We start from the raw sequence: 25,498 nt of genomic DNA, 5'->3' as shown, positions 1-25,498 counted from the left end.
TGGCGTCAAGCAAGGGCGTTACTATGTTTCGTTCATAACCCTGAGCGCCGCTCGCGCAAAGGGAAGCTGTCCGAGGGAACCCAATGATCTCACGCCGCCGTCTTGCCGCTGTCGTCCTTGTTTTTGCTTCCGCTCTTCTCGCTTCGCTCTCGCCGGCAGTCGCTGCTGAGCAGAATTTTGCGCCGCAGGCCTTCGACGCTGCGCAAAAAGCGGGCAAGTCGATCATCGTGCATGTCTTTGCGCCATGGTGTCCGACCTGCCGCGCCCAGGAGCCGACGGTGCGGCGCGTTGAAGCCGATCCGAAATTTGCCGACGTCGTCATGTTCCGCGTCGACTTTGACAGTCAGAAGAGCGCGCTCCGCACGCTGAGAGCCAACCGGCAAAGCACGCTCATCATCTTCAAAGGCGATAAGGAAGTCGGGCGCTCAGTCGGCGTGACCGACCCGGGCGCAATCTCGGCGCTTCTCGCCAAGGCGCTCTAAGTCGATGGATGCGGGCGCGCTCGGCGCTTTCGGCTTCGCCTTTGTGGCCGGTCTATTATCGACCTTGTCGCCCTGCGTGCTGCCGCTCCTGCCTCTGGTGCTCGGCGCCGCGGCTGCGGAGCATCGATTCGCGCCGGCGCTCCTCGCGCTGGGCGTTGCAATTTCCTTCGTCGCGATTGGGCTTTTCGTGGCGACAGTGGGTTTTGCCGTCGGCCTAGACGCAGATTCGCTGCGATTCGCTGCGGCGGCTCTACTGATCGGATTGGGTGTGATCATGCTCGCGCCTGGGCTGCAGGCGCGCGTTTCCGCCGCCGGCGGCCCGATCAGCGACAGGCTGAACGCAGCTTTTGGCGGGTTGGCTCATGGAGGAATGTTCGGCCAGTTCGGCGTCGGCTTGCTGCTCGGCGCCGTCTGGAGCCCATGCGTCGGGCCGACGCTCGGCGCAGCATCGGTGCTCGCCGCGCGCGGCGAAGACCTCGGCGCCGTCATGGCGACGATGGCTGCGTTCGGGCTCGGCGCAGCGGCCCCGCTGATGGCGCTTGGAGCCTTGTCGCGGCAGGCGATGGCGCGTTGGCGCGACCAGCTTCTCGCTTTCGGGCAAAGAGCGCAGCAAGCGCTTGGGGCCTCGCTGGTTGTGATCGGCGCCTTGATCGTCTCGGGCTACGACAAGACAATAGAAGCGGCGCTCGTCGCCGCTTCGCCCGAATGGTTGACGCAGTTAACGACCCGTTTTTAGCGCTTTGCCAAATCAATACGATCGCGCCTGTTTGACGCGCAACGGCCTGGCGCAAGCAAATCCAGGCAAAATCTGGAAAAAACTATGGCGCTGGGGCTACAGCGGACGCGGCGCAAAGTCTTCCGCTTGCCGCATCTTCCTAAAATTTGGTTTATTTTCCATTGTTTATAGAAGCTGTTGGTTTAGGCAATTCTTAAAACGACGGCTCTATAAGGATCGCTACTACATGGCTGTTTGAGTAGCGAGTGAGTGAAATGACCGAGACGCACCGTCCCCGTGTCAAATATGTCATCGGCCCCGATGGCAGTCCGCTGACCATTGCGGATTTGCCTCCCGCTTCGACCAAGCGCTGGGTCATTCGGCGCAAGGCGGAAGTGGTGGCGGCGGTGCGCGGCGGCCTTCTTTCGCTCGACGAGGCCTGCAGTCGCTACACGCTGACGGTCGACGAATTCCTGAGCTGGCAGATGTCGATCGACCAGCACGGGCTTGCAGGGCTGCGAACCACGCGTCTTCAGCAATATCGCATCTAAAGCATTTTCCGCCGAAGTGGGCGCCGGTTCGGCGTAGAAAATGCGTCAATCCAAGAAACTAGAGCGCGTTCATGAATCGATGATTCATGAACGCGCTCTAGCCTCGACGCCAGACGTCAAATCATTCAACGCCGGTCAAAAAGAATGTCCGGCGTTTTTACTTTTGCAGCTGCTCTTCTATCCCGCGCCAGCGCTCGACGAGCTTCTTGCGCTCGAACAGCGCCACGACGACGAGCGCGATCAGCAAGGGGATGATGAGATAGAAGAGTCGCCAAACCAATAGCGCCGCCAAAACCTTCAGCCGCGGCACGTCGGGCATCACCTTGATGAACAGCAATTCGAAAATGCCGAGCCCGCCCGGCGCGTGTGACACCAGAGCCGCCGAAAAGGACAGAAGAAAAGCGCCGAGCACGACGAGATAGCCCGGATTGCCCTGCTCCGGCAGCGCGAAATAGATGATGCCGGCGGCGCCGACGAGCTCCAGCGGCGCGGCAAAGAGCTGGCGCACCATGATTTCGGGCCGTGGGTAGAGAATTTCGAAGCGCCCGAAGAGGTGGATCGGGCGGAAATGCATGAGCGATCCGATAATGTAGAGAATGACGAAGGCCAGGCAGCCAAGGCCGACGACGAGCGCGGTGTTCGGGTTTGTCACGACGTCCGGCAGGAAGCCTGACAGCCGCTGCATGAGCGCCGGGTCGTAGGTGAGCAACAGCCCAGCGAGAAGCACATTGCCGAAGCCGAACGTATAAGAGCACAACACCACCAACGTCGCGACTTGCGTCGCGGTCAGCCCCTTCGTCGAATAGGCGCGATAGCGCACCATGGCGCCGGAGAAAACGCTCGCGCCAATATTGTGCGACAGGGCGTAGGTCGTAAACGAGCAGATCGAAATAAACAGCCAGTTGATATGTTTGACGCCCAAATGCAGCAGCGCGATGCGATCGTACCAAGCGAGCGCCGCATAGGCGACAAGCGTCGACAGGCCGGCATAAAAATAGTGAGTCGTCGGTATCGCCTTCAGATTGGCCCAAACCTCGACGCCGACCGATTCTCCTCTAAATTCGTGGTACAGAAGGAAAAATGACGCGACGACGGCGATGAGCCCGACTGTCGGCCAAAAATATTCCAGCAGTTTTCTCATGCGGCCCGTCGCGTTAGGTTGCACCGTCGATCACCAAACCGGCCGCAGTGGCCGCATTCTCCCTCGCATGGAGCGCCCAGCGCCCGCAAGCCCGCATCAAATATTATGACGCTTGCGGCGAATCAATGGAGACGGGAATGAGATTGCTCTCGCGGATCAAGGGCTTAATTCTGAACCCGCAGACTGAATGGACGCAGATTTCGCAAGAAGATACATCGGTCTTCGATCTCTATCGCAATTATGTCGCCATACTGGCCCTGCTCCCGCCCTTCGCGAGTTTCTTCGGCTCGTGGCTGTTCGGCTTTTCCTACGGCTCGCAGGGAATCATGCACCCGACGTTCGCGGGCGGGCTCTATCGCGCTTTCGTTCAATATCTCCTCAGCCTGCCGGCCTTCTTTCTCGTCGCCTTCGTCATATCGGCGATCGCGCCGCATTTCGAAGGAAAGACCGACGACCGCCGCGCGCTGATGCTGACCGCCTATTCCTTCACGCCGGTCTGGCTCGCTTCGCTCTTTGGGTTGATCCCAGGGCTTCGCTGGCTCGACGTGCTCGGCTTCTATGGAATCTATGTTTACTCCGTCGGCCTGCCGGCCATGATGCGCGTGCCCAAGGAAAATCTCGACGTGTTCACCCTCGCGACGCTTTTTCTCGCCGTAGCGACCGTCGCGCTCCACGGATGGCTGGTGCATTTCATCGCGCCGCAGCAGCTGATCTAAGTCGGCGCCGCGACTTAAACGCGCCAAAGCCGTCTTCGCCGCAACCATGCGAGCCTGGAGGCTCGCGGTCCAGAATGCGCCGCCCTTGGACCGCGAGCCTCCAGGCTCGCCAAGGCTTCTGTGACCGATTCGTTTATTTCGGGGCGTCGCCTAACCCCAGCGCTCCGCGGCGCTGTCGTCCTCTGATTTCGCCTCGACCCAGTCGCCGGCGCCGCCGTCGGCGCGGCGTTCCTTCTTCCAGAAGGGCGCTCGGGTCTTGAGATAGTCCATCAGAAATTCCGCCGCGGCGAAGGCGTCGCCGCGATGGCGCGCCGCCGCGAGCACCAGAACGATCCGTTCGCCGGCCCGGATGCGGCCGAAGCGATGGATGATGGTGAGACCCTGCAAAGGCCATCGCTCGAGCGCCTGATCGGCGACCCGCGCAATCTCGGCTTCCGCCATGCCGGGATAATGTTCGAGCTCTAAAGACTCGAGCGAACCGTCCTCGTCCCTGCATAGGCCGATGAAGCTGACTAGCGCGCCGATGTCTCCCCGTCCGGCGGTCAGCAGCGCCTGTTCGCGCCCCGAATCGAAATCCTCAGCCTGAACGCGCACATTGGGCGCCGGCCGCGGCGCCATTTCAACCTCCCGTCATCGGCGGGAAGAAGGCGATTTCCCGGGCGGCGCCGATCGGCGCGTCCGGCGTCGCATGGGTTTTGTCGACCGCGGCGCGGATCGTCGCCGGATTGGCGAAAGCGGCCGCATAGCCTTCGCCGCGCGCCGACAGCCAATCGATCAGCTGACGGACCGTGACCACTTCGCCCGGCGGCGCGATCTCCTCTTCCGCCAGACCGATGCGCTCGCGCACCCAAGCGAAATACAAAGCCCTCATCCCGGCCCGTCTTCCCCGAAATGGTCCCATGCCGACTGCAGATAGTCGAAGCCGGTGTAAAGCGTCAGGATCGCCGCCGCCCACAGCAGCGTCGCGCCGATCTTGACCGTGCCGGGAAGGACGACTTCGCCCGCCGAGCCGGCGATCAGGAACCCCAGCGCCACGAGTTGCGCCGTCGTTTTCCACTTGGCGATGGCCGAGACCGGCAGCCTAACCTTGAGCTCGGCCAGATGTTCCCGCAGTCCCGACACCAGTATTTCGCGGCACAGGATGATGATCGCCGCCCAGATCGTCCAGCCGGCCACCGTTTGGTCGGCGACGAGCGCCATCAGCGTCGTCGCGACGAGCAGCTTGTCGGCGATCGGATCAAGCATCCGACCAAGGCGCGAATGCTGCTGCCAGATTCTGGCGAAATAGCCGTCTAGAAAATCGGTCACGGCGGCGGCGATGAAAATCCCGAGCGCCGTCCATCGCGCCCAATGTTCGGTAAAGCCGAGGAGCAGACCCGCGACCACCGGCACGGCGACGACGCGGCCATAGGTAAGCAGATTAGGCAGCGCCAGCGCTTGGGAACGACGCTTTGCGGTGACAGCCGTCTCGGACATAGCGCAAGGGAATATGTTCCCGGCGCACAAAGTCAATAGACAGAGCGCCGGTACTTTCGCATCCGCGCTCTGGTTGCGGCGGTCGCGCCTCACTCTCGGTCGAGCGCGAAAGCGCCCGGTCCCGCCGCCGCGAAGAACAGAAAAACGAAGCAATAGAGCGCGGCGAGCTCTCCGCCGTTGAGGGTGGGCCAGAACGCCTTCCCGGCGTGAAACAGGAAATAGGCCACCGCCATTTGGCCAGAAAGAATAAAGGCGACAGGCCGGGTAAAGAGGCCGAGCAGTATCAATATGCCGCCGATAAGTTCGATCACGCCCGCCGCGCCCAGCAGCGAGATCAATTTCAGCCCGTCAAACATCGCGACATGCGGAACGCCGAAGAGTTTGGCCGTTCCGTGCTGCAGAAACAGCAGGGCGGCGGCGATGCGCAACAGGCCCTGCGCGTGCGGGGCGAAGCGTTGCGGAATAATGCGCAGGGTCATCGGGTGGCCTCCTAGAGAATGCTGGCGATTTCCTCGAAGTCGAGCCGCGGGCCGCGAGGATAAAGCTTTGCCGGATCACCATAGCCGATGTTGATCAAGAAATTCGATTTTATCCGCGTTCCTTGGAAGAATTCCGCGTCGACCTTCGCCCTGTCGAAACCGCTCATCGGTCCGCAATCGAGACCCACCGCGCGAAGCGCGAGCAAGAGATAGGCGCCCTGCAGCGAGCCGTTTCGAAAGGCCGTCTCTTCGATCAAAATCTCGTTGCCAACGAACCAGGCGCGCGCGTCCGTCGCCGGATAAAGGCGCGGCAGACTATCGGGAAAATCAAGATCATAGGCGATGATCGCGGTAGCCGGCGCGGCCATGGTTTTCGGACGGTTGGCGTCCGACAGCGCCGGCGCGAGCCGAGCTTTCGCCTCGGCCGAGCGCACGAAGACGACGCGCATCGGCGAGCAATTGGCGCTCGTCGGACCCCATTTGGCATAGGCTAGGGCCCGTTCGAGCAGGCTGTCGGGCACCTCCTTGTCCAGCCAGCCATTGTGGGTCCGCGCGCGCGTAAAGAGCTGTTCCAACGCTTCGGGCGCAATCGAACCTGCGGCCTGAATTCCGGTCGTCATCCCACCCCCTGCGCAGCGTCAGATGTCGCGCCCTTCGACTTCAATGTGCAGGCGCTCCTCGATTTTTCGGATCGATTCCTGCAGGGGCGAGATTGCGAGAGATTTTCGATAGGCGGCGAGCGCGCCCTTCTTGTCGCCGGACTTTTCCTTCAGCGCGCCGAGAGCGGCGAGCGCGTCGAAACGTTTCGGCTCGAGCGTCGCGGCAGTCTCGAGGTCAGCGATGGCGCCGTTGTCGTCGCCATGCGCCGCCCGCATTTTCGCCCGCAGCGCATAGCCTTCGGACCATTGGGGCGAGAGCGCGACGACATAATCGATGAGGCGCAGCGCGAGCGATGGCGCGCCGGCGGCGTCCGCCGCAACGGCGCGCGTCGCGAGCAAATTGGTTGTGTCCGACTCCGAGCGCGACCAGCGGCTGACGATCGCCGCGGCGACGCCTGTCGCCTCGCGCTCATCCTCAGCCTGCTCCAGGCGCAGATAAAGCCGCTCCATCTCTTCCGCGCGCCGCTCGACAGGATTTTTCGGCTGCGGCGGCGGTCCTGCGGCGGGCGTCTGCCGCTGGGGCGCCCATTCGCCGCCTCCCTGACCCGGACCAAGCGCGCGGCTCCCGGGCGGCAGCGGAATTCTTCCTATGCCGGGAATGAACAGGAAATTTTCGCCATCCTGTCCGAACGATTCGATCGACGGCGGTCCTAAGACCTCAGCGGGCGCCTGCGGCGCCGGCAAGGCTGCTAAAAGGCCCGCCATCAAGGGAAGAAAGCGCAGAATTCGCATCGGGGCTAACATAGCGCAATTAAAGAGAAACGGCCACAGTGAGACGCGCCGCAGCGTATTGCATTAACCATTTTTAAGCCAAGACTCGCCGCGATTGCAGCCAATTCATCCCCCGTTCAGGCGAGGCGCGCGAATCCTTTCCTCACGAATGTTAGGAACCACCCGCGCTTATCGCGCCAACATCGCTGCAGCCCCGCGTTAGGCCGTGGAGCTCCTGGAGTTGGAACCGATGATGAATACCATACGCCGTCTGTTGCAAGAGCATGGCCGTCTACATATGCCGGTGGCGCAATTGTCGGACTTCGACGATCTTTATGGCGCAGGACTGACGCCATTCGCCGCCATCCGCACGATGCTCGCGCTTGAGGAAGCCTTCGACGTAGAATTTCCGGTCGCTATGCTGCGTCGGCAAAGCTTCGCTTCGATCAACGCCGTTGGCGATTGCGTCAACCAGCTGTTGGCTTCGACCGAGCGCCGCGCCGCCTAGGCATCTTAAGAGCGCGGAGCGACAGTCGACTCTCTCGTTGCGCGTTTGCGATGACCGCGAGGCGTCAAGTCGGGCGCCTTGAAGGTCGCGGCGGTTTGGCACCACTCAGAGTTGCGGCATTTCCCTCGCTGCGCTAGTCGTCGTCTTTGGAAAGGTTCGAACGACGAACTTTCGCGACGACGAGAATGCGATGCCTCCTTATCGTTCACGCACGACGACCCACGGCCGCAACATGGCCGGCGCGCGCGGCCTATGGCGCGCGACGGGCATGAAGGAGGAAGACTTCGGCAAGCCGATCATCGCGGTCGCCAATTCCTTTACGCAGTTCGTGCCGGGCCATGTCCATCTGAAGGATCTCGGCCAGCTTGTCGCCGCCGAGATCGAAAAGGCGGGCGGCGTCGCGAAAGAGTTCAACACCATCGCGATCGATGATGGAATCGCCATGGGCCATGACGGGATGCTCTACTCCCTGCCCTCGCGCGACCTCATCGCCGACAGCGTTGAATATATGGTCAATGCGCATTGCGCCGACGCGCTGGTCTGCATCTCCAATTGCGACAAGATCACGCCGGGCATGCTGATGGCGGCGCTGCGTCTCAACATTCCGACAGTGTTCGTTTCCGGCGGTCCGATGGAGGCCGGGAAGGTCGTGCTCGCCGGCAAGGAACATGCGCTGGATCTCGTCGACGCGATCATCGCCGGCGCCGACGATACAGTCAGCGAGGCGGACGTCGCGACAATCGAGCGCTCAGCCTGTCCGACTTGCGGATCATGCTCGGGCATGTTCACGGCAAACAGCATGAATTGTCTCACCGAGGCTCTGGGCCTGTCGCTGCCCGGCAACGGATCGACTCTTGCGACGCATGCCGATCGCCGACGCCTGTTTGTCGAAGCGGGCCATCTCATCGTCGATCTGGCGCGGCGCTATTATGAGCAAGACGACGAAAGCGTGCTGCCGCGTTCGATCGCGACATTCGAAGCCTTCGAGAACGCCATCACGCTCGATATCGCCATGGGTGGTTCGACAAACACCGTGCTGCATCTGCTCGCGGCGGCGCATGAGGCCGAGGTCGATTTCACCATGGCCGACATCGACCGTCTGTCGCGACGCGTGCCGGTGCTCTGCAAGGTCGCGCCCTCGGCGCCCGACGTTCATCTCGAAGACGTGCATCGCGCCGGCGGCGTCATCGCCATCCTCGGAGAACTGTTGCGCGCTGGGCTTTTGCACGGCGATCTGCCGACGGTGCACAGCCCTTCGATCAGCGACGCCGTGGCGCACTGGGACATCGCGGTGACGCAAAGCGAGACCGCGCGCACATTCTTCCGCGCCGCGCCCGGCGGCGTTCCGACGCAAGTCGCTTTCAGCCAGGAACGGCGATACAAGGCGCTTGACGACGATCGTGAAAAGGGCGCGATCCGCGATGTGGCGCACGCCTTCTCCAAGGACGGCGGCCTCGCCGTGCTCACCGGCAATCTCGCGCTCGACGGGAGTATCGTGAAAACGGCCGGCGTCGACGATTCGATTCTGAAGTTCTCCGGGCCCGCCAAGGTCTATGAAAGCCAGGACGCCGCCGTATCCGGCATTCTTACGGGCGACGTAAAGGCTGGCGATGTCGTCGTCATTCGTTACGAAGGCCCACGCGGCGGACCGGGCATGCAGGAGATGCTCTATCCGACGAGCTATCTGAAGTCGAAGGGGCTTGGCAAGGCTTGCGCGTTGGTGACCGACGGGCGATTTTCCGGCGGCACGGCAGGGCTTTCCATTGGCCATGTGTCGCCCGAAGCCGCGGAAGGCGGCGTGATTGCTTTGGTGCGAGACGGCGACCGAATCGAAATCGACATCCCGTCGCGCAAGATCACGCTCGCCGTCAATGAAGATGAACTGGCGGCGCGACGCGCCGAGCAGGCGGCCAAGGGCTTCGCGCCGGCCAAAAGCCGCCCGCGAAAAATTACGACAGCGCTGCGCGCCTATGCTTCAATGACGACGAGCGCTGCGAAGGGCGCGGTGCGACAAGTGCCCTGACCTTTCGCAAATCATATGCGCGTCGTAAACTGACGCGCCTTCATCCCGCCGCCAGAACAACATGTCGCCGTCACGTAAATTCGTCGCTTCAGGACTTCTTGGCGTCGTTTTGGGATTCGCCGTGCTGGCGCTTGCCGGCTATATGGCTGTGCACGCCGAATTCCAGCGCCGCGCGGCATCCGCATGGTTGCGCCACACGATCTGGGTGCAAAGCGATCTCTATCAGCTTTATGGATTGCTGCAGGCCGCCGAAAGCGGTCAACGCGGTTTTATCATCACCCAGGACGAACACTTTCTCGACGCATGCGGCGACGCGGCGCGCAATATAAATGCTGTTCTTGACCGACTTTCAGAGCGCGTCAGAGACAATCCAAAGCAGCTCAAGGCGATCGCGGAACTGCGGCCGCTGCTTGGCGAAAGACTTGCGATCATCGATGAGGCGATCGCCGACGTGCGCGCGAGGCATGTCGACAAGGCCATTCAGCTCGTCAAGTCCGAACGCGGAAAGGCGCTGATGGGCCGGCTCCACGTCATTATCGAAACAATGGGTGAAGCTGAGGAAGACTTGCTTGATGTGCGCGAGCGCGAGGTCCAGGCCGCCGGCGGGCAGTTCGACGCGGCCATTTGGGCCTTGGGAGGCATCATTCTCGCGCTTGGCGCATTTGCTCTTCTTAATGCGCAAAGGCAGATGCACGCGCTGCAGACGTCGCGCGACTCGCTAAAGTCCGCTTACGACCAATTGATCTCAGAAACGACGCGTCGCGAAGCGCTCGAGTCGCAGTTGCGGCAGGCGTACAAGCTCGAAGCGATCGGTCACCTGACCGGCGGCATCGCGCACGACTTCAACAATATGTTGGGCATCATCGTTGCAAGTCTCCATCTGTTGAAGCGGAAGCTTTCTGGCGTTGACAGAGATTGTGCGCAATTGATCGATTCGGCGATGAACGGCGCCGATCGCGCCACCGCCATGGTTCGAAGGCTGCTGGCGTTTTCGCGACGTCAGCCCTTGTCGCCGCAACCGCTAGACCCCAATCGGTTCGTCTCCAACATCTCCGACATGGTGCGCCGCGCGCTTGGCGATAACATCAAACTCGAAACCGTCCTTGCTGGCGGGCTTTGGACGACGAAAATCGATCAGCACGAATTGGAAAGCGCTCTCATCAATCTCGCCGTCAATGCGCGCGACGCGATGCCCAACGGCGGCAAACTGACGATCGAGACGGCGAATTGTTATCTCGACGACGGCTACGCCGTCGAAAACACCGACGCAAAGCCCGGCCAATATGTCATGATCGCCGTCACCGACACGGGACAGGGCATGCAGCCGGAGGTCGTGGAACAAGCGTTCGATCCGTTCTTCACGACGAAGCCTGTGGGCCAAGGCACGGGACTGGGACTCTCACAGGTCCATGGTTTCGTCAAACAGTCCGGCGGTCACATCAAAATCTATTCCGAACCTGGACGTGGAACTTGCATCAAGCTTTATCTGCCGCGCTTCAATAACGTCGAAACGCCCGCCCCGAACACGGCGCGGCCGCCACAGCCTATCAATCTGCCGCTCGGCAAGCCGGAAGAGCTGGTGCTTATCGTCGAGGACGATGATGCGGCGCGCCACGTTACCGCGCAGGGCGTGCGAGAATTGGGATATTCTGTCTTGGAGGCCGAGAATGGACGCGCGGCGATCGACATCATCCGCAAACGCGCCGACATCGCCCTGATGCTTACCGACGTTGTCATGCCGGACATGAATGGCGCCCGTCTTGCGCGGGAAGCGGTGTTTCGACGGCACAGTCTCCGCATTCTTTTCGTTACTGGCTACACGCGCAACGCGATCGTGCACAACGGCGTTCTCGACGCAGGAGTCAATATGCTCACGAAGCCGTTCACGTTGGAACAGCTCGCCGTGAAGATGCGTGAAATCCTGGATTCGAAATAGGAAAGCTTGGCCGCCCGCGAGGTTTTCGATCAGTCTTCCGCTTTGAGCGGACGCATCAGGAGCGCTTCAATAGCGCCGTCGACGCTCAGACGGCCAGAAAGAATGGCGTCGACCGCTTCGGAGATCGGCAGTTCGACGTCATGGGCGCGCGCCATTTCAACTAATACGCGCGCCGTAAAAGCGCCCTCCGCGAGCTTGCCATGTGCGGCGTCTTTTACCGACTCTCCCTTCCCCAGCGCCTCGCCCAGCGCAAAATTGCGCGACTGCGCCGATCCGCAGGTGAGCACGAGGTCGCCCAGTCCAGAAAGACCCATCAGCGTCTCCTGTCGCGCGCCGATCGCGCGCCCGAGTCGCATCAGCTCGGCGAATCCGCGCGCGATAAGCGCCGCCTGCGCGCTCGCGCCGAGCCCGCGGCCATGGCTCAGGCCAGCGGCGATGGCGAGAACATTTTTCGCTGAGCCGCCAATTTCGACGCCGCGCACGTCGGTCGAGCGATAAAGCCGAAACGTCTTCGTTGAAAGCTCTTCGCAAAGGCGTCGCGCCAGTTGCTCGTCATGCGCCGCGAGAGTGACCGCCGTCGGCAGCCCTCGACAGACGTCCGCCGCGAAACTCGGTCCCGAGAGCACGGCGATGTCGGCCTGGGGCAGTTCTTCCCGCGCAACTTCGCTCAAGAATTTGCGGCCTTCGCGTTCAATGCCCTTGGCGCAAATCACGAAGGCGGCGCCCTCGCGCAGATATGGCCGCGCGGCGCGCGCGGTCATGCGTATCGTTTGGGCGGGCGTGACGGCGAGAACGATTTCCGCTTCGCGCAAAATCGATATATCGGCCGTCGGCGCGACGGCGGCGGCGAGCTTCAGGCCCGGCAGTCGGCGCTTGTTCTCGCGGTCGCGCGCAAGCGCTTGCGCCGTCTGCGGATCATGCGCCCACAAAAAAACCTCCGCGCGGTCGTGGGCGGCGACATTGGCCAGCGCGACGCCCCATGCGCCCGCCCCGAGGACTACGACCGGCGCACGCATCATCTGAAGCCAATCCGCTGGTTGTCCGAACGCGACCACAGCCTCTCGAAGGTTTCGCGAAACCGCGCCGCCATTTGCGGGCTGTCGATCACGACGAGGTCATTGTCCTGATAGATTTCGCCAGAGACGGAGAAATTCGCCGAGCCGCTGCGCAAGACGCGGCCGTCCACTTGATAGGACTTAAGATGCATCAGATCGCGCGATCGGCCCTTACGGCGGACCTCGATGTTGGGCGCGTCGGCAATTTCCTCGATCGCTGAAGCGCCGCGGCCCATTTCCTCGCCGTCCAGATAGATGCGCACCTTGACGCCGCGCATAGCGGCGCGGCCGAGCGCCGTCAGCAGAGAGCGGTCGGTCAAGACATAGGCCGCCATATCGATCGAGCGGCGCGCCTCGCCGATGAGACGCGCATCGACCGAACCGAAGCCCTCGCCGGGTCCATAAAGCACGCGCACGCCTGCGAAGGTCGGCTCTTCGGCGAGGAGTCCGGCTGGTTGCGGCGCCGGCGCGAGCGTCATGGCCACAAGCGCCGCCAGGAAAAGAAATCGCATCGCGCGGCGCGCCTCAGGCCTTGCCGTGATGCGATCGGCTTGGCTCGGCGTCAAGCGGCCAGCGTGGACGCGGCGCAAAGTCCAACTCGTCGGTCAGTCCGCGCTTCAAGCGCTCGAGCCCCGCCCAGGCGATGATCGCGCCATTGTCGGCGCAGAGCGTCGCCGGCGGCGAGATGAACCGCAGGCCGCTTTCAGCGCAAAGTCGCACCAGCGCGCGGCGGATGGCGCCGTTGGCGGCGACTCCGCCCCCGATGACAAGACCCTGCGGCGCCCGCCCCTCAGTTTGAGTGAAGAGCCGAACGCCCGAGCGCACCCTGTCCACGATCACGTCGACGATCGCGGCCTGAAAGGAGGCCGCGAGATCCCTCACATCCTTGTCGCTCGGCGTTTGCAGCTTGAGGATTTCCTGCCGCACCGCGGTTTTCAGGCCCGAGAGCGAAAAATCCGCCCCTGCCCGGCCAAGCATGGGGCGTGGGAAGTCGAAACGCTGCGCGTCGCCCTCAAGCGCCAGCTTTTCAATTTGCGGACCTCCCGGATAGGGGAGCTCGAGCATTTTGGCGACCTTGTCGAAGGCCTCGCCGGCGGCGTCGTCGACCGTGGACCCCAGCCGCCGATAGTCGCCGACGCCCTTGACGGCGACGAGCTGCGTATGTCCCCCGGAGATCAGAAGCGCCATAAAGGGAAAATCGAGCCTGTCGGTCAGCCGCGCCGTCAGCGCATGCGCCTCCAAATGATTGATGGCGATGAAAGGTTTGCCGAGCGCGAGCGCCAGGGCCTTGCCAGCCGTGAGCCCGACGAGAACGCCGCCGATCAATCCCGGACCGGCCGCCGCGGCGATCGCGTCGAGGTCCTTCGCCTCGGTCGCGGCGCGCTCCAGCGCTCGCCTGATCAATCGGTCGAGCACGTCGATATGGGCGCGCGCCGCGATCTCCGGCACAACGCCGCCATAGGCCGCGTGACGGGCGATTTGGCTCAGCACTTCATTGGAAAGGATAGCTCCGCCCTCTTCGCCGAGGCGCTCCGACACGACCGCGACCGCGGTCTCGTCGCAAGTGGTTTCAATGCCCAAAACACGCATGCGCACTCCCCGGCGCAGGAATCGTCGCGCCGATTCTTGATCGACGGCTCTTGAAGCTTATACCGTTGTGTGACCAGAAGTTTAGAAAATTGCGATTGGCGAATGGTTTAGAGCAATTATGGCAGGTTGCTTGTGAATTTTGTATCTTATGTTGTAACGCTAAAGCTTGCCAAAATATTTTTTGGGCTTGGCGCTCTGGCCACTTGACACGTTCCAGACGAATACAAGTTGGCACGAAAGATCGTTGCTTCCACAACGGCGACTATATCTTAAGCTGAGTATATTGCGGTGACGGCGAATAGATAATCAAGGTCCCGCTTGAGGTTGTCTCCGGTCTACACCTATGGAGGTGAAAATGGCGTCGAACAAGATTAAAGCATTAGCGTTAACGTCTGGTATTGCGATGGCCGCCGTGATCGGCTCAACGACTATGGCGGACGCGCGTTACTGTCGCGCCCATTATGGCTGGCACAAGCACTGCTACAGGAGCGCCTGCAGGTCTGGCTATTGGGGTTATGCCCGGCCGACCTATTGGGGCTATTCTCGTCCCGCGCGCTATGTCGGTTGCTACCGGCCGAGGTGCGGCTGGTACGGCTCAAACTGGTATGGCGTGAATTATCCCGGCTACTATGGCTACTCCAACCCAGGTTATTGGGGATATGGCGGCGGGTTGCTCGGCGCGGGCACGGGCCTGCTCGGAGCCGGCTTGTTCGGATGGTGGTGATAGCTTTAGCCGTCCGCGAGCCGCGTAACAGTGGGCTCGCGGAGCTAAAAGGAGCGTCCGCTTAAACGAGCGGGCGCTCGCTTTTTTGACGAGCGCGGTCACCGCATTTCCTCCGCTTGCCCTTCACGCGCGCCCGCCTATAGTCGCGCGCGACAAGAGCCGGCGGATCATGACATCTCCCTTTTCCCTTCGCATCGGAACGCGCGGCAGTCCGCTCGCTCTCGCGCAGACCAAAATGGTGCGCGCGGCGCTGATGGGCGCGCATCACGCAGGCGAAACGGATTTTCCGATCGAGATCATCCGCACGACCGGCGACCAGATCCAGGACCGGCCGCTGTCTGAATCCGGGGGCAAGGGACTTTTCACCAAGGAACTCGATTCGGCGCTTATCGCGGGCGCGATCGATCTAGCGGTGCATTCCTCGAAGGACCTGCCCACTCATCTGCCAAGCGAAATCGTCATCGCCGGCTATCTGCCGAGAGAAGACGCGCGCGACGCCTGGATTTCGCGCGGCGGCTTGGCGCTCGACGAACTTCCCGCCGGCGCGCTGGTCGGAACCGCTTCGTTGCGTCGCGCCGCCCAGGTGAAGCGTCGACGACCCGACATCCAAACGACGCTGCTTCGCGGCAATGTCGAGACGCGTCTCAGCAAAGTCGAGAATGGCGAGATCGACGCGACGCTCCTCGCCGTCGCCGGATTGAAACGCCTCGGTCTCGCTGAGCGCGCGACGGCGTTGCTTCCGCTGGACGAGTTTCCGCCGGCATGCGGACAGGGCGCGATCGGAGTCACGCGGCGCGCGGGAGACAAGTCGACGCGCGATCTGCTGGCGCCTTTGTTCGACGAGGCGACCGGCTTTGCGCTCGCCGCCGAGCGCGCTTTCCTTACCGCGCTTGACGGCTCCTGCCGCACGCCGATCGCCGGCCATGCGCAGGTTCAAGGCGCCGAACTGTCCTTTGTCGGCGAGGTGCTCAAAGCCGACGGCGCGCAGGCCTATGTCGTGCGCCGCCGCGGGCGCGCCATTGACGCGGCGCTCATCGGCGCCGACGCCGGCAAGGAAATATTGCTGCGCCTGCCGCATGGCGTCGCGGGGCTTATGTGAGGCGCGTTCTGGCGCTGCGCGCGCGCGATGACGCCGCGCGCACGGCGCAAAAGCTGCGCGCTCTCGAATTTGATCCCGTGCAGTCGCCTGTGCTGGAAATCGCCGCTACCGGCGCGCAAATGCCGCAAGGCGCCTATGACGCAGTTTTGGCGTCGGGCGCCAAGGGCGTCGAACTCGCGCGAGGCGCAGACATGTTCAAGGCCCTGCCCCTCCATGCCGTCGGCGAAAGAACCGCGCAGGTGGCGCGTGCGCGTGGCTGGGGCGCCGACATCGTCGCTGGAAACGCCGAAGCGATCCTGCCGCTTCTGCTCGCGCGCTATCTGCGCCCGGCGCATTTCCTCTATCTCGCCGGGCGCGACCGCCAGCCTGTTCTGGAGGCGGGTCTAAGCGCGGCGGGCCATCGGGTCGCCGCCGTGGAAGTTTACGAAGCGCGCGCGGCGAAAGCGCTCTCGCAGGAAGCGGTCGATGCGATCGCCACGGGCGAAATCGCCGCGGTTCTCCATTATTCTCGCCGCAGCGCCGAGATTTTTGTCGCGCTCGCTAAAGCCGCCGGGATTATGGAGAAGACGCGCGCCGCCTTACATTTCGCTCTGTCGCAGGACGTCGCGCAGCCGCTTATTTGCGAGAAGATTCCAAATATCGAAGTCGCCGAACGACCGGACGAAGAACATTTGCTGGAGCTGCTCGCAAGGCGAGTCGGTTAAGGCGCGTCGCCCAAAGAAGATGAGGGAGAAAACAATGTTTCAATCTGCGCCGTGTTCTTTCCTCGTCTTGATCGCTCTTGCCTCATTCGCTCAAGCGCAGGACGTCGGGGCGCGCTGCGCCAAGATCGGAAGCGACGACAAGGCGAAGCCCATTCCCGCCGCGCTGGTTCTGCAAGCCCGCCAACTGTTCGGCTTTTCGAAAGAGACGCCGAACGCCTTCATTCGCAACGGGACGAGCTATCGCTGCATGGACGGCAAGGCCTGGCTCTGCAATGTCGGCGCGAATCTCGTCTGCGGCAAGGCGAACGCCTCGAAAAGCCTGCCGGGCGCCACAGCCTTCTGCAAGGATAATCCCGGCTCGGACATAATCCCGATGGCGGCGACGGGTCACGACACGATCTACGAATGGAAATGCGTCGGACCAAAAGCGCAGATCGTGCGCCAGATTGTCGCCGTCGACCCGCGCGGCTTCATCGCCGACAATTGGAAGCCTCTCGATTAAGCTTCAACCGCTCGCGAAAGCGCGGGCAAAAATGCCTCGACGGCGCCTTGAACGCGTCGCGCCTCCCTTGCTTCGCATGATTCGCGCTATTCGATCGCGTCAGCCGCGTACGAACACGCCCTGACCGTTGGCGTTGAAATAGTCGATGATGACGCTCGTCGCCTTCTCGTCCCCGCTTCGGGAAAATCGCACCGGACTGAGGCCGGCGGCGTTTTCTCCCGGCGGCTGGAAGGTGAAAATGTCGCCCGAATAATGATGCAGTGGATAAGAGGTCGGCGCCGGGCCGAGATTGAGCGAAAGCCCCTTCGCCGTTTCGACGACTCCGATCGGTCCGTAAAGCGCGTTGCGATAGTCGCCGACATAGGTCGAGCGCGATCCAAGCGCCGGCGCGATGGCCAGCGGCTTTGCGTAATCGGCGTCCAAACCGTAGGTCGGCGCCGCCATTTTCGCGAAGGCCTCTCCAAAAAGCGCGAGCCAGTCCCGTTCGATCTTTCCCGTCAGGACCAGATCGAGGAAGCTGCGGCAAATCGTTTCCGGCGCGCCGACCGGCGCGGAATTGCTCAACACGACGATGCCAAATCGCTCGGCCGGCATGACGTAGACGCATGTCGATGCGCCAAGAGAAAATGCGCCGGAGTGGCTCCAGCGCATGCGCGCGGGACCGCCATAGTCGATGTCCCAGCCAAGGCCGTAAAAGGTCGGCGCGCGCATCGGTTCATGGGCGGGACCGGTGGCGATATGGGGGAAATGCGTTTCTGCGAGCGCCTCCGGCTTGAAGATTTCGCGGCTGTCGAGGGCGCCGCGTCCGAGCTGCAATCGCACCCATGTCGCCATGTCGCGCGCCGACGCCGACGCGCCGCCAGCCGGCGCCTGCGGGTCGGGATTTCGCTGTTCGCCGACCACCCATTTGCCGTTGCGGCGCACATGTCCGAAGACGCGATTTTTCTGCGCAACGAAATCGGCATGCCGCGAGCTGGCGCTCGCCATTCCGAGCGGCCTATAGAGACGTTCCTCGGAAATATCCTCCCACGACTTTCCTGCAGCATTCGCCGCCGCGAACGCCGCAGCGGAAAATCCGACGTTGTTATAGGCGTAATGGGTGCGAAAGCTCGTGTCCGGCTTGATGAAGCGCAAGCGGCGAATGATTTCGTCGCGGCCGTAGCCAATGTCCTCGACGAGATCGCCGGCATGGTCCGGAAGTCCGCTGCGATGGCAGAACATGTCGCGCAGCGTGATGTCGCGCGTCACCCAGGGGTCGCTCATCGCGAAGTCCGCCAAGCTCCGCACGATCGGCTGATCCCACGAGACGACGCCATCGCCGACAAGTCCCGCGACGACAGTGGTGGAAAGCGGCTTCGACAGCGAAGCGAGCTGAAAGACCGTGTCGGGGTCGACGCGATCGGCCGCGTCCGTTCGGCGAACACCAAATCCCTTCAAGTAGAGCACGAGGTCCGGCGCGACGACGGCGACAGACATTCCCGGGACGCCGGTCTTTTTCATGACGTCGACGATGAGCGCGTTGAGTGCGCTGAGATGTTTCTCAGTCGGTTGGCGGACGGGGGATGATGCAGGTTTCGCCTTGGCGAAGGCCCCAGGGCTTAACAACCCAAGTCCCGATGCGAGCAGCGCGGATCGTCTGGTGAAGGACATACTGGGTCTCCGCTCACGCCTACGTTTTAACAATAGCGCCGAATTAGTTCTCCGCCAGCGCCCAGCCGATCAGCACCATGACCGGCCCGACGATCGCCTGCCCGGCGACTCGCGACGGCAAATCTGCGATCGTGCCTTTGACAATGCGCTCCTGTGGCGTCGAGGCGCGCTCAATCAGGAAGGCGGGCGTATCATGCGACATGCCCTCCTGGAGCAGACGACGCGACAATTCCGGCAGCGTGCGGTTGCCCATGTAGACGGCCGTGGTGGCGCGTTCGTCGGCGAGCGCGCCCCAGTCGAAATCTTCGGGAAATTCGCCGTCCTTGGTGTGCGCGGTAATGAATTGCAGACGTCGCGCCGTCTCGCGATTGGTCAGCGATGCGCCGATGGCGGCGGCCCCGGCGCAGGCGGCGGTCACGCCGGGAACGATCTCGATTGAGAAGCCTGCTTCGCGCAGCGCGGCGATTTCCTCGTTGGCGCGGCCGAAGATGAGCGGGTCTCCGCCTTTCAGCCGCACGACATTCTTGCCCTCGCGCGCGAGTTCGACGAGCAGAGCGCTGATTTCTTCCTGGCGCACGGACGGCGCGTAGCCTCGCTTGCCGACATTGATCCGCGTTGCTTCGCGGCGGGCCAGATCGAGAATGCTCGCCGGAACCAGATCGTCGAACAGCACGACATCCGCGCCGGCGAGCGCGCGCATGCCTTTCAAGGTGAGGAGTTCGGGATCGCCCGGCCCCGCGCCAACGAGCGTGACGCGTCCGCGCGCCGTCGTCTCGGCGCCGGCGCGCGCCTCTTCGATCAACGCCACGCGGTCTTCGTCCAGCGGCTTTCGCTCGATTTCGCGGAAGGCAAGCCGCGTAAACCGGCGCCAGAAGTCACGCCGCGCCAGAAAGTCCAATCCGGACGCGCGCACCCGCGGCCGCCAGACCTGCGCCGCCCGCGCCCAGGCCTGGAATGTCGCCGGCACCAGCGTCTCGAGCCGGCCGCGCACCGCCTGGGCGAAAACCGGCGATGCGCCGCCGGTCGAGACGCCGATCACCAGCGGCGAGCGATTGACGATGGCGCCCATGATGAAATCGCTGAGCGCCGGCCGATCGGCAAGATTAAGCGGCGCGCCGGCGGCGCGCGCCCATTCATGCGCCTGTTGCGCGAGAACGTCGTCCTCGATCGCGCCCAGCGCCATCGCCGCGCCGACGAAATCTTCCGACTCGACGTCGCGCGCATGTAAGGAAACATTGTCGCGCGCGCTAATTATCTCGCGAAGCTTTTCGCAGGCCTCCTTCGCGAAAACATCAACCTGGGCGCCGGTCGCGGCCGCCAAATCGACCTTCCAGGCCGCCGCTTCGCCGCCGCCGATGACGATGACGCGCCGTCCCGCCAGCGCATAGAACACCGGCAGAGTCGCCAGCGGCTGCATGAGATCGGCCGGGATTTCGTCGGGCTTGCGGGTCACGGCGTCCTAGGTGCAATCCCGGCGGGCGCGATGCGAGGGCCGGGCCCCTCCGGCGCGTCCTGCGAACGCGCTTCGATCGAAATGGGGATTCGCATGGCAGGAATAATTCATTCCGCGCCGGTCGGCGAGCCTTGAAAAGGCGCCATCATTCAGCCGTTGCGGCGCTTCCTTATTCAAACAAAAAGGCGGCCCTGGACGAGGGCCGCCGAAAGCGTGTCGCGAGAAGAGGCGCTTACTTCTTTTTGCCGTCGGCGCCGAACTGAGCGAGATAGGCCCACACATTCTCCTCGTCGCCTTCGCTGGGCAGGCCCTGGAAGATCATCTTGGTGCCGGGAACCTTCGCCTTCGGGCTCTTGATGAATTCCTTGAAGGTCGCCTCGTCCCAGGTGATGCCGGAACTCTTCATCGGCTCCGAATAGTTGTAGTTCGGCGCCGTGCCGGCCTTGCGGCCGTCAATGCCGTTCAATTCAGGACCGATGGCGTTTTTCGCGGTTTCTCCGACTTGATGGCAGGCTTTGCACTTGGCGAAGATTTTTTCGCCCGCAGCGGCGTCGCCCGCGGCGTAAGCCTGGCCAGCTGAAGCGGCGAAAGCGACGCTCGCGGCGAACGTCAGCAGGGAAATCGTCTTCATCCTTGTTCCTTTCCTCTTCCCGGCGTTCGCCTCGCGCCCGCCCTTTATGAAATGCGCCCGGCCAATTTTGGCGCCTCCCGGCGCTCTTTAGACGGTTTTGAAACTACAACGAAGCCGCCGCCAAAGACAATACGCCAGCGGTTATGTTCAGCCTCCTTGAACACTATGTCGAATGTCGTGAATGCGGCCTGAACCGCAGGCTCAGTTCACGCTGCATTTGGGCAAATTCCATCAAAAGGCGGGCGACGTAATCGGTGTGAAAAATAGATAGCCCGCTCTGCGTGAAAAACCGGCGTCCTGCTTTTGACGAGCGGCGCTCTAAGCGACCCGTCGAAGCGTAAGATTGACGCGGACGCCACGGGCTGCGAGCGTCGGCGGCAGCGGCGCATTGACCGTCGGCAGAATTCTGTCGACGCCGTGATAGCGCATCCTGGCGGGTCCGGAGAGCACGAGCGCATCGCCGGACGACAGCGGGAAGGCGACCGCGGGATCGCCGCGACGCGTTCCGCCGAGCCTGAACCGGCAATCGGCGCCAAGCGACAGCGACAGGATCGGGGCAGCCAAATCCACCTCGTCCTTGTCCTGATGCAGGCCCATGCGGGCCTCTCCATCATAGAGGTTCACCAGACAGGCTTCGGGCGGTTTGGGGTATCGCGTAAGCTCGTTCCAGAGCTCAAGTAGTCGCGGCGGCATGGCCGGCCAGGGCTCGCCCGTCATCGGATGGCGCGCCTCATAGCGATAGCCCCGCTCTTTGTCGCTGACCCATCCCAGCGCGCCGCAATTGGTCATGCGCACCGACATTGGCGCGCCGGTCTTGGGCATGGTCGAGACATAGAGCGGCGCGGCGGCGACGACCTCGGCGATCTCTTCGGCCAGCGCCGCCTGTGTCGCGGGGTCGAGATAGACTGGGTAGTGAAAGGCGCCGGGCGCGATTTCAGACATCATGCGACATGTGGCGCCGAAAGGGCGTTTCGTCCATCGCCTCGGGAACGTCGCGCGCGCTACCCCAACACCGTTTTCGACGCCACCGTCGAATCGGCGTTAAGCTGATAGATGATCGGAACGCCGGTCGCGAGTTCGAGCGTCGTAACGCTCTCCGGAGTCATCTGTTCCAGCACCATGCAGAGCGCACGCAACGAATTGCCGTGCGCCGCGACCAGCACGCGCTCGCCGCGCATCACCGGCGGCAGGATACGCTGGACGTAAAATGGCACGACGCGCGCGACCGTGTCCTTGAGGCTCTCGCCGCCGGGAGGCGGCACGTCATAGGAGCGCCGCCATAGCCGCACCTGTTCCTCGCCCCACTTGTCGCGCGCCTCGTCCTTGTTAAGGCCGGAAAGATCGCCGTAGTGGCGCTCGTTCAGCGCACGGTCCTTGATCGTCGGGACATTGGTCTGGCCCAGTTCTTCAAAAATAAGAGCGATCGTGTGCTGCGCGCGGATCAAAGCGGAGGTGAAGCCCACGCTGAACAATATGTCGAGCTTCTTCAGCTCGCGGCCGGCGCGGCGCGCCTCGTCGATTCCGAGCGGCGTGAGATCGGGATTTTTCCACCCGGTGAAGAGATTTTTGGCGTTCCATTCGCTTTGGCCGTGGCGAACCAGAACGAGAGTGCGATTCATGCTCGTCAACGCTCGTCGCTATCAGGCGCCGGAAAGGCCGAGCACGTCGGCCATGGAGTAGAGCCCGGGCGTCTTGCCGCGAGTCCATAGCGCGGCGGCCAGGGCGCCGCGCGCGAACACGCCGCGATCCTCGGCGCGATGCGAAAGTTCGATCCTCTCGCCGGACCCCGCGAAAATCACCGAGTGATCGCCAACCACCGTGCCGCCGCGAAGGCTGGCGAAGCCGATTTCGCCGGTGCGCCGAGGGCCGGTCAACCCGGCGCGCCCGCGCGCGCTGTTCTCGGCCAGCTCGACGCGCCGCCCGCGCGCCACCGCCTCGCCGAGCAGCAGCGCGGTTCCCGAGGGCGCGTCGACCTTCAGGCGATGATGCATCTCGACGATCTCGACGTCCCAGGCCGGCCCCAACGCCCGCGCGGCGCGCTCGACCAGCACGGCGAGAAGATTGACGCCAAGGCTCATATTGCCGGAGCGAACGATCGCCGTTTTCTCGGCGCAGACCGCGATCGCGGCGAGGTCTTCGGCGGAAAGCCCCGTCGTGCCGATGATGGCGGCGACCTTGGCGTCCGCTGCCGCCTTCGCCATTGCGACGCTCGAACTCGGCGAGGAAAAATCGACGATCGCGTCGGCGTCGGCGAGCGCGGCGGCTATGTCGCTGCTGATCGGCACGCCATTCGGCGTCGCGCCGCCGCTGTCGGCGCCGAGCGCCGGCGCGCCGGGACGTTCAAGGGCGGCGGTCAGGCGCACGCCCAAAGTATCGGGGATGATCTGGGTCAACATCCGGCCCATGCGGCCCGCCGCGCCGACGACCACCAAACGCAACTCGTTCATTCGCTCGCCCTCGCCCCCCGCAGCTCAGCGGCTTCGATACAGTTTTCGTGACGCGCCATCCCTATACAGGCGAGGCGGCGCGATGAGAAGCGCAGAGCTTCGGCCGACCCGCGACACGCTGCCCGAACGGGCGGTTATTTCGGCTTGGGGCGGAAGCTTTTCACGCGGTTCTGATCTGTTTCGATATAGGCGGCGCCGATGAGGTCGAGGCAGTAAGGCACTGCAGGCATAACCGCGTCGAGGCAGAGTTCGATCGCCCTCGGCTTGCCCGGCAGATTGATCACCAGGCATTTGCCGCGATGGGCCGCCAATTGCCGAGACAGGATCGCAGTCGGGGTCTGCGTCAGCGACACTTGTCGCATCAATTCACCAAAACCGGGGAGTTCCCGCGGACAGGCGGCGAGCGTCGCCTCCGGCGTGAGATCGCGGGGACTCGGTCCGGTGCCGCCGGTGGTGACGATGAGGTCACAGCCGATATTGTCGGCGAGGTCGATCAGCGTATCGCGCACGCTTTCAAAACCGTCCGGGATGATGCGCCGCTCGATTCGGAAAGGCGTCGTCAGCGTCGCCTGCAGATAGGCCTCGATCGCCGGACCGCTCTCGTCCTCGTAGACGCCGGCGCTGGCGCGGTCCGAGGCGGTGACGACGCCGATGATTGCGGCGCGCTTTTGGTCGGTCACTGGCGATTCTCCCCCGCGCATGTTTGCGCGCCGCCTCGGCCTTGTCACTATCGGGCGCTGCAGCGCTTATGTTAGATTAGCGTGCATATTTTAAGCGTAAATGCACGCATAAAAACGGATATATCTCGATAAGTTATCAATGTTATAAATATAGATAATAGCATATCGCGCAACAATTATGAATATGTATTCATATTTGATCGATACATATTTCGCCGCATTTCATTATTAACCATTTTGTCTTCACCACCATTCATCCGGATGGAAACTATGCGCTCGACGATGCGAATCGCTCGTCGGCGTCCCTCACGCTTTTTGCGTCAATGGAGCAATCGTGAATGAAGCATGTCTTTGGCGTATTGACGATTCTTGGACTGACGACCGCGCCTGCGCTGGCGCATCACGCCGCGCGGCACAAGGCGCATCACCACGCGCGCCATTCCCTGCATAGCGCCGAGCCGTCGCAGGCCCAGGGGTTCACCGCCAATGCGTCATTTTACGGCGGCGGCCCGCGCCGCTACGAGCCGAACGCCCGCACCGCCAATGGCGAAATCTTCAACATGTGGGACATGACCGCCGCCCACCGCACCCTGCCGATGGGCACGCGGCTGCGCCTGACCTACGCCGGGCGATCGGTGGTGGTGCGCATCAACGACCGGGGCCCGGCGGCCTGGACCGGGCGCAGCCTCGATATGTCGCGGGGCGCCGCGACAGAGCTCGGCCTCCTCCAGCGCGGCACGGGACAAGTGCGCGTCGAGGTGCTGGGGAAAAGCTGAGACAATTGCGAGCGCTCGGCTTTGGCCGGGCGCTCGCCATTTCATTGACATATAGACATATCGCTCTTATGTCACTCGGCATGCCTGAACGCACCACCGTCCGCCTTCCTGACGATCTTCTTCGTCGGGCGCGCAAGAAGGCGGCGGCTGACGATCGCACCTTGACCTCCATGATCGAGGAAGGGCTTCGCCTTGTCCTCGCGGGAGAACGGCCCCCGGCGCCGGGGGCGCCGCGCTACGCGCGCATCAGCCCGGAGATCGGCGGTCCGGCGCGCGGCGTCGATTTTCCGAGATTGCGCGACATCGATGAGCAGGACGACGTCGAGCGCCTCGCGCGCCTTAAATCGCAATATCGCGAATCCGAAAATTGAACCTCGCCGACGTTAATGTGCTCGTCGAGGCCTATCGCGCCGATGCGCCTCGACATCGAGCCTGTCGCAAGTGGCTGGATGACGCCTTCGACAGTCGCGCGCCCTTCGCCGTATCGCGTCTCGTCCTCAGCGCGGTGGTGAGAATCACCACCAACGCGAGGTTCTATCAATCGCCGAGCGCGCTCGACGATGCATTTGGTTTTTGCGCCGACATATTGGCGCAGCCCAACTGTCGCATCGTCGAGCCGGGCGATAGCCATTGGCGGATTTTCGAGCGCCTGTGCCTCGACACGCAAACGCGCGAGCCGATGGTGACGGACGCCTGGTTCGCGGCGCTCGCCATCGAATGGGATTGCGAATGGATAACGCTCGACCGCGATTTCGCGCGCTTTCCCGGCCTGAAATGGCGGGCGCCGTAA

At 62.9% G+C, this 25,498-nt stretch carries 31 protein-coding genes; 14 read left to right on the top strand and 17 right to left on the bottom strand.

Annotation, left to right across the window (positions count from 1 at the left end):
• Nucleotides 1–83: 83 nt before the first annotated feature.
• From AB7I51_RS02605 to AB7I51_RS02595, 3 genes are all read left to right on the top strand, one after another.
• Entirely contained in the window at nt 84–482 is a 399-nt protein-coding gene (locus AB7I51_RS02605; protein WP_428402691.1) for a thioredoxin family protein, read from the top strand.
• Nucleotides 483–486: 4 nt separating this feature from the next.
• A complete protein-coding gene (locus tag AB7I51_RS02600; protein ID WP_428402692.1) occupies nt 487–1,218 on the top strand; it encodes a cytochrome c biogenesis CcdA family protein in 732 nt (243 codons plus the stop codon).
• 254 nt (nt 1,219–1,472) lie between these two features.
• Entirely contained in the window at nt 1,473–1,748 is a 276-nt protein-coding gene (locus AB7I51_RS02595) for a DUF1153 domain-containing protein (RefSeq protein ID WP_292527992.1), read from the top strand.
• 157 nt (nt 1,749–1,905) lie between these two features.
• Here AB7I51_RS02595 and AB7I51_RS02590 read toward each other — a convergent pair whose 3' ends face one another.
• Nucleotides 1,906–2,889 (bottom strand): lysylphosphatidylglycerol synthase transmembrane domain-containing protein, encoded by a 984-nt coding sequence (locus tag AB7I51_RS02590; RefSeq protein ID WP_428402693.1) that lies wholly within the window; start codon nt 2,887–2,889, stop codon nt 1,906–1,908.
• A gap of 137 nt (nt 2,890–3,026) precedes the next feature.
• Between AB7I51_RS02590 and AB7I51_RS02585 the strand changes: the two genes are divergently transcribed.
• Nucleotides 3,027–3,605 (top strand): Yip1 family protein, encoded by a 579-nt coding sequence (locus tag AB7I51_RS02585; RefSeq protein WP_428402694.1) that lies wholly within the window; start codon nt 3,027–3,029, stop codon nt 3,603–3,605.
• Nucleotides 3,606–3,755: 150 nt separating this feature from the next.
• On the opposite strand, the gene AB7I51_RS02580 is transcribed toward AB7I51_RS02585, so the two are convergent.
• The 6 genes from AB7I51_RS02580 to AB7I51_RS02555 form a co-directional block, all read right to left on the bottom strand.
• Nucleotides 3,756–4,223, bottom strand: coding sequence for a molybdenum cofactor biosynthesis protein MoaE (locus tag AB7I51_RS02580; RefSeq protein ID WP_428402695.1), 468 nt, complete (start codon nt 4,221–4,223; stop codon nt 3,756–3,758).
• A 1-nt stretch (nt 4,224) separates the two neighbouring features.
• The gene (gene moaD / locus AB7I51_RS02575; RefSeq protein ID WP_428402696.1) at nt 4,225–4,476 is read right to left on the bottom strand and encodes a molybdopterin converting factor subunit 1; all 252 of its coding nucleotides are present in this window, start codon (nt 4,474–4,476) and stop codon (nt 4,225–4,227) included.
• Complete coding sequence (gene pgsA / locus AB7I51_RS02570; RefSeq protein ID WP_428402697.1) at nt 4,473–5,081, bottom strand: CDP-diacylglycerol--glycerol-3-phosphate 3-phosphatidyltransferase; 609 nt, start codon at nt 5,079–5,081, stop codon at nt 4,473–4,475. Before pgsA ends, moaD begins: the two co-directional genes overlap by 4 nt.
• 89 nt (nt 5,082–5,170) lie before the next feature.
• Nucleotides 5,171–5,560 (bottom strand): DoxX family protein, encoded by a 390-nt coding sequence (locus AB7I51_RS02565; protein WP_428402698.1) that lies wholly within the window; start codon nt 5,558–5,560, stop codon nt 5,171–5,173.
• An 11-nt stretch (nt 5,561–5,571) separates the two neighbouring features.
• A complete protein-coding gene (locus AB7I51_RS02560) occupies nt 5,572–6,180 on the bottom strand; it encodes a malonic semialdehyde reductase (RefSeq protein WP_428402699.1) in 609 nt (202 codons plus the stop codon).
• Nucleotides 6,181–6,198: 18 nt separating this feature from the next.
• Nucleotides 6,199–6,951, bottom strand: a complete 753-nt coding sequence (locus AB7I51_RS02555; protein ID WP_428402700.1) for a tetratricopeptide repeat protein — start codon at nt 6,949–6,951, stop codon at nt 6,199–6,201.
• A 229-nt stretch (nt 6,952–7,180) separates the two neighbouring features.
• Between AB7I51_RS02555 and AB7I51_RS02550 the strand changes: the two genes are divergently transcribed.
• The 3 genes from AB7I51_RS02550 (at nt 7,181) to AB7I51_RS02540 (ending at nt 11,397) form a co-directional block, all read left to right on the top strand.
• Nucleotides 7,181–7,438, top strand: coding sequence for an acyl carrier protein (locus AB7I51_RS02550; protein ID WP_428402701.1), 258 nt, complete (start codon nt 7,181–7,183; stop codon nt 7,436–7,438).
• A 190-nt stretch (nt 7,439–7,628) separates the two neighbouring features.
• Nucleotides 7,629–9,461 (top strand): dihydroxy-acid dehydratase, encoded by a 1,833-nt coding sequence (gene ilvD / locus AB7I51_RS02545; RefSeq protein WP_428402702.1) that lies wholly within the window; start codon nt 7,629–7,631, stop codon nt 9,459–9,461.
• A 61-nt stretch (nt 9,462–9,522) separates the two neighbouring features.
• Nucleotides 9,523–11,397, top strand: coding sequence for a CHASE3 domain-containing protein (locus AB7I51_RS02540; RefSeq protein WP_428402703.1), 1,875 nt, complete (start codon nt 9,523–9,525; stop codon nt 11,395–11,397).
• Between the two features lie 29 nt (nt 11,398–11,426).
• Here the strand turns inward: AB7I51_RS02540 and AB7I51_RS02535 are convergent, their stop codons facing one another.
• The 3 genes from AB7I51_RS02535 to tsaD are packed head-to-tail and all read right to left on the bottom strand — an operon-like array spanning nt 11,427 to nt 14,042.
• Nucleotides 11,427–12,416, bottom strand: coding sequence for an NAD(P)H-dependent glycerol-3-phosphate dehydrogenase (locus AB7I51_RS02535; protein ID WP_428402704.1), 990 nt, complete (start codon nt 12,414–12,416; stop codon nt 11,427–11,429).
• The gene (locus AB7I51_RS02530; RefSeq protein ID WP_428402705.1) at nt 12,413–12,964 is read right to left on the bottom strand and encodes a phospholipase D-like domain-containing protein; all 552 of its coding nucleotides are present in this window, start codon (nt 12,962–12,964) and stop codon (nt 12,413–12,415) included. Before AB7I51_RS02530 ends, AB7I51_RS02535 begins: the two co-directional genes overlap by 4 nt.
• 13 nt (nt 12,965–12,977) lie before the next feature.
• Entirely contained in the window at nt 12,978–14,042 is a 1,065-nt protein-coding gene (gene tsaD, locus AB7I51_RS02525; RefSeq protein ID WP_428402706.1) for a tRNA (adenosine(37)-N6)-threonylcarbamoyltransferase complex transferase subunit TsaD, read from the bottom strand.
• A gap of 430 nt (nt 14,043–14,472) precedes the next feature.
• On the opposite strand from tsaD, the gene AB7I51_RS02520 reads away from it, so the two are divergent.
• The 4 genes from AB7I51_RS02520 (at nt 14,473) to AB7I51_RS02505 (ending at nt 17,071) form a co-directional block, all read left to right on the top strand.
• Entirely contained in the window at nt 14,473–14,766 is a 294-nt protein-coding gene (locus AB7I51_RS02520) for a hypothetical protein (protein ID WP_428402707.1), read from the top strand.
• A 169-nt stretch (nt 14,767–14,935) separates the two neighbouring features.
• Nucleotides 14,936–15,865 carry a hydroxymethylbilane synthase gene (gene hemC / locus AB7I51_RS02515; protein ID WP_428402708.1) on the top strand — a complete coding sequence of 310 codons (930 nt, stop codon included), beginning with the start codon at nt 14,936–14,938 and terminating at the stop codon, nt 15,863–15,865.
• Entirely contained in the window at nt 15,862–16,569 is a 708-nt protein-coding gene (locus AB7I51_RS02510; protein WP_428402709.1) for a uroporphyrinogen-III synthase, read from the top strand. Before hemC ends, AB7I51_RS02510 begins: the two co-directional genes overlap by 4 nt.
• A 34-nt stretch (nt 16,570–16,603) precedes the next feature.
• Nucleotides 16,604–17,071, top strand: a complete 468-nt coding sequence (locus AB7I51_RS02505) for a hypothetical protein (protein WP_428402710.1) — start codon at nt 16,604–16,606, stop codon at nt 17,069–17,071.
• Nucleotides 17,072–17,170: 99 nt separating this feature from the next.
• On the opposite strand, the gene AB7I51_RS02500 is transcribed toward AB7I51_RS02505, so the two are convergent.
• From AB7I51_RS02500 to mog, 7 genes are all read right to left on the bottom strand, one after another.
• Complete coding sequence (locus tag AB7I51_RS02500; RefSeq protein ID WP_428402711.1) at nt 17,171–18,721, bottom strand: serine hydrolase; 1,551 nt, start codon at nt 18,719–18,721, stop codon at nt 17,171–17,173.
• A gap of 43 nt (nt 18,722–18,764) precedes the next feature.
• The gene (gene cysG / locus AB7I51_RS02495; protein WP_428402712.1) at nt 18,765–20,174 is read right to left on the bottom strand and encodes a siroheme synthase CysG; all 1,410 of its coding nucleotides are present in this window, start codon (nt 20,172–20,174) and stop codon (nt 18,765–18,767) included.
• Between the two features lie 232 nt (nt 20,175–20,406).
• A complete protein-coding gene (locus AB7I51_RS02490) occupies nt 20,407–20,805 on the bottom strand; it encodes a cytochrome c-554 (RefSeq protein WP_428402713.1) in 399 nt (132 codons plus the stop codon).
• 318 nt (nt 20,806–21,123) lie between these two features.
• Nucleotides 21,124–21,747, bottom strand: coding sequence for an alpha-ketoglutarate-dependent dioxygenase AlkB family protein (locus tag AB7I51_RS02485; RefSeq protein WP_428402739.1), 624 nt, complete (start codon nt 21,745–21,747; stop codon nt 21,124–21,126).
• A gap of 59 nt (nt 21,748–21,806) precedes the next feature.
• Nucleotides 21,807–22,424 (bottom strand): 2,3-bisphosphoglycerate-dependent phosphoglycerate mutase, encoded by a 618-nt coding sequence (locus AB7I51_RS02480; protein ID WP_428402714.1) that lies wholly within the window; start codon nt 22,422–22,424, stop codon nt 21,807–21,809.
• A 21-nt stretch (nt 22,425–22,445) separates the two neighbouring features.
• Nucleotides 22,446–23,252 carry a 4-hydroxy-tetrahydrodipicolinate reductase gene (dapB, locus tag AB7I51_RS02475; protein ID WP_428402715.1) on the bottom strand — a complete coding sequence of 269 codons (807 nt, stop codon included), beginning with the start codon at nt 23,250–23,252 and terminating at the stop codon, nt 22,446–22,448.
• Between the two features lie 134 nt (nt 23,253–23,386).
• On the bottom strand, nt 23,387–23,953 hold the full coding sequence (mog, locus tag AB7I51_RS02470) for a molybdopterin adenylyltransferase (protein ID WP_428406106.1): 567 nt from the start codon (nt 23,951–23,953) through the stop codon (nt 23,387–23,389).
• A 317-nt stretch (nt 23,954–24,270) separates the two neighbouring features.
• Between mog and AB7I51_RS02465 the strand changes: the two genes are divergently transcribed.
• From AB7I51_RS02465 to AB7I51_RS02455, 3 genes are all read left to right on the top strand, one after another.
• Nucleotides 24,271–24,708 carry a septal ring lytic transglycosylase RlpA family protein gene (locus AB7I51_RS02465; protein ID WP_428402717.1) on the top strand — a complete coding sequence of 146 codons (438 nt, stop codon included), beginning with the start codon at nt 24,271–24,273 and terminating at the stop codon, nt 24,706–24,708.
• A gap of 68 nt (nt 24,709–24,776) precedes the next feature.
• Nucleotides 24,777–25,079, top strand: coding sequence for a hypothetical protein (locus AB7I51_RS02460; RefSeq protein WP_428402718.1), 303 nt, complete (start codon nt 24,777–24,779; stop codon nt 25,077–25,079).
• Entirely contained in the window at nt 25,076–25,498 is a 423-nt protein-coding gene (locus AB7I51_RS02455; protein WP_428402719.1) for a type II toxin-antitoxin system VapC family toxin, read from the top strand. Before AB7I51_RS02460 ends, AB7I51_RS02455 begins: the two co-directional genes overlap by 4 nt.

This window comes from Methylocystis sp., assembly GCF_050246715.1.
In the GTDB taxonomy this organism is placed as follows: domain Bacteria; phylum Pseudomonadota; class Alphaproteobacteria; order Rhizobiales; family Beijerinckiaceae; genus Methylocystis.
This window is presented reverse-complemented; position numbering and strand designations above follow the sequence as displayed.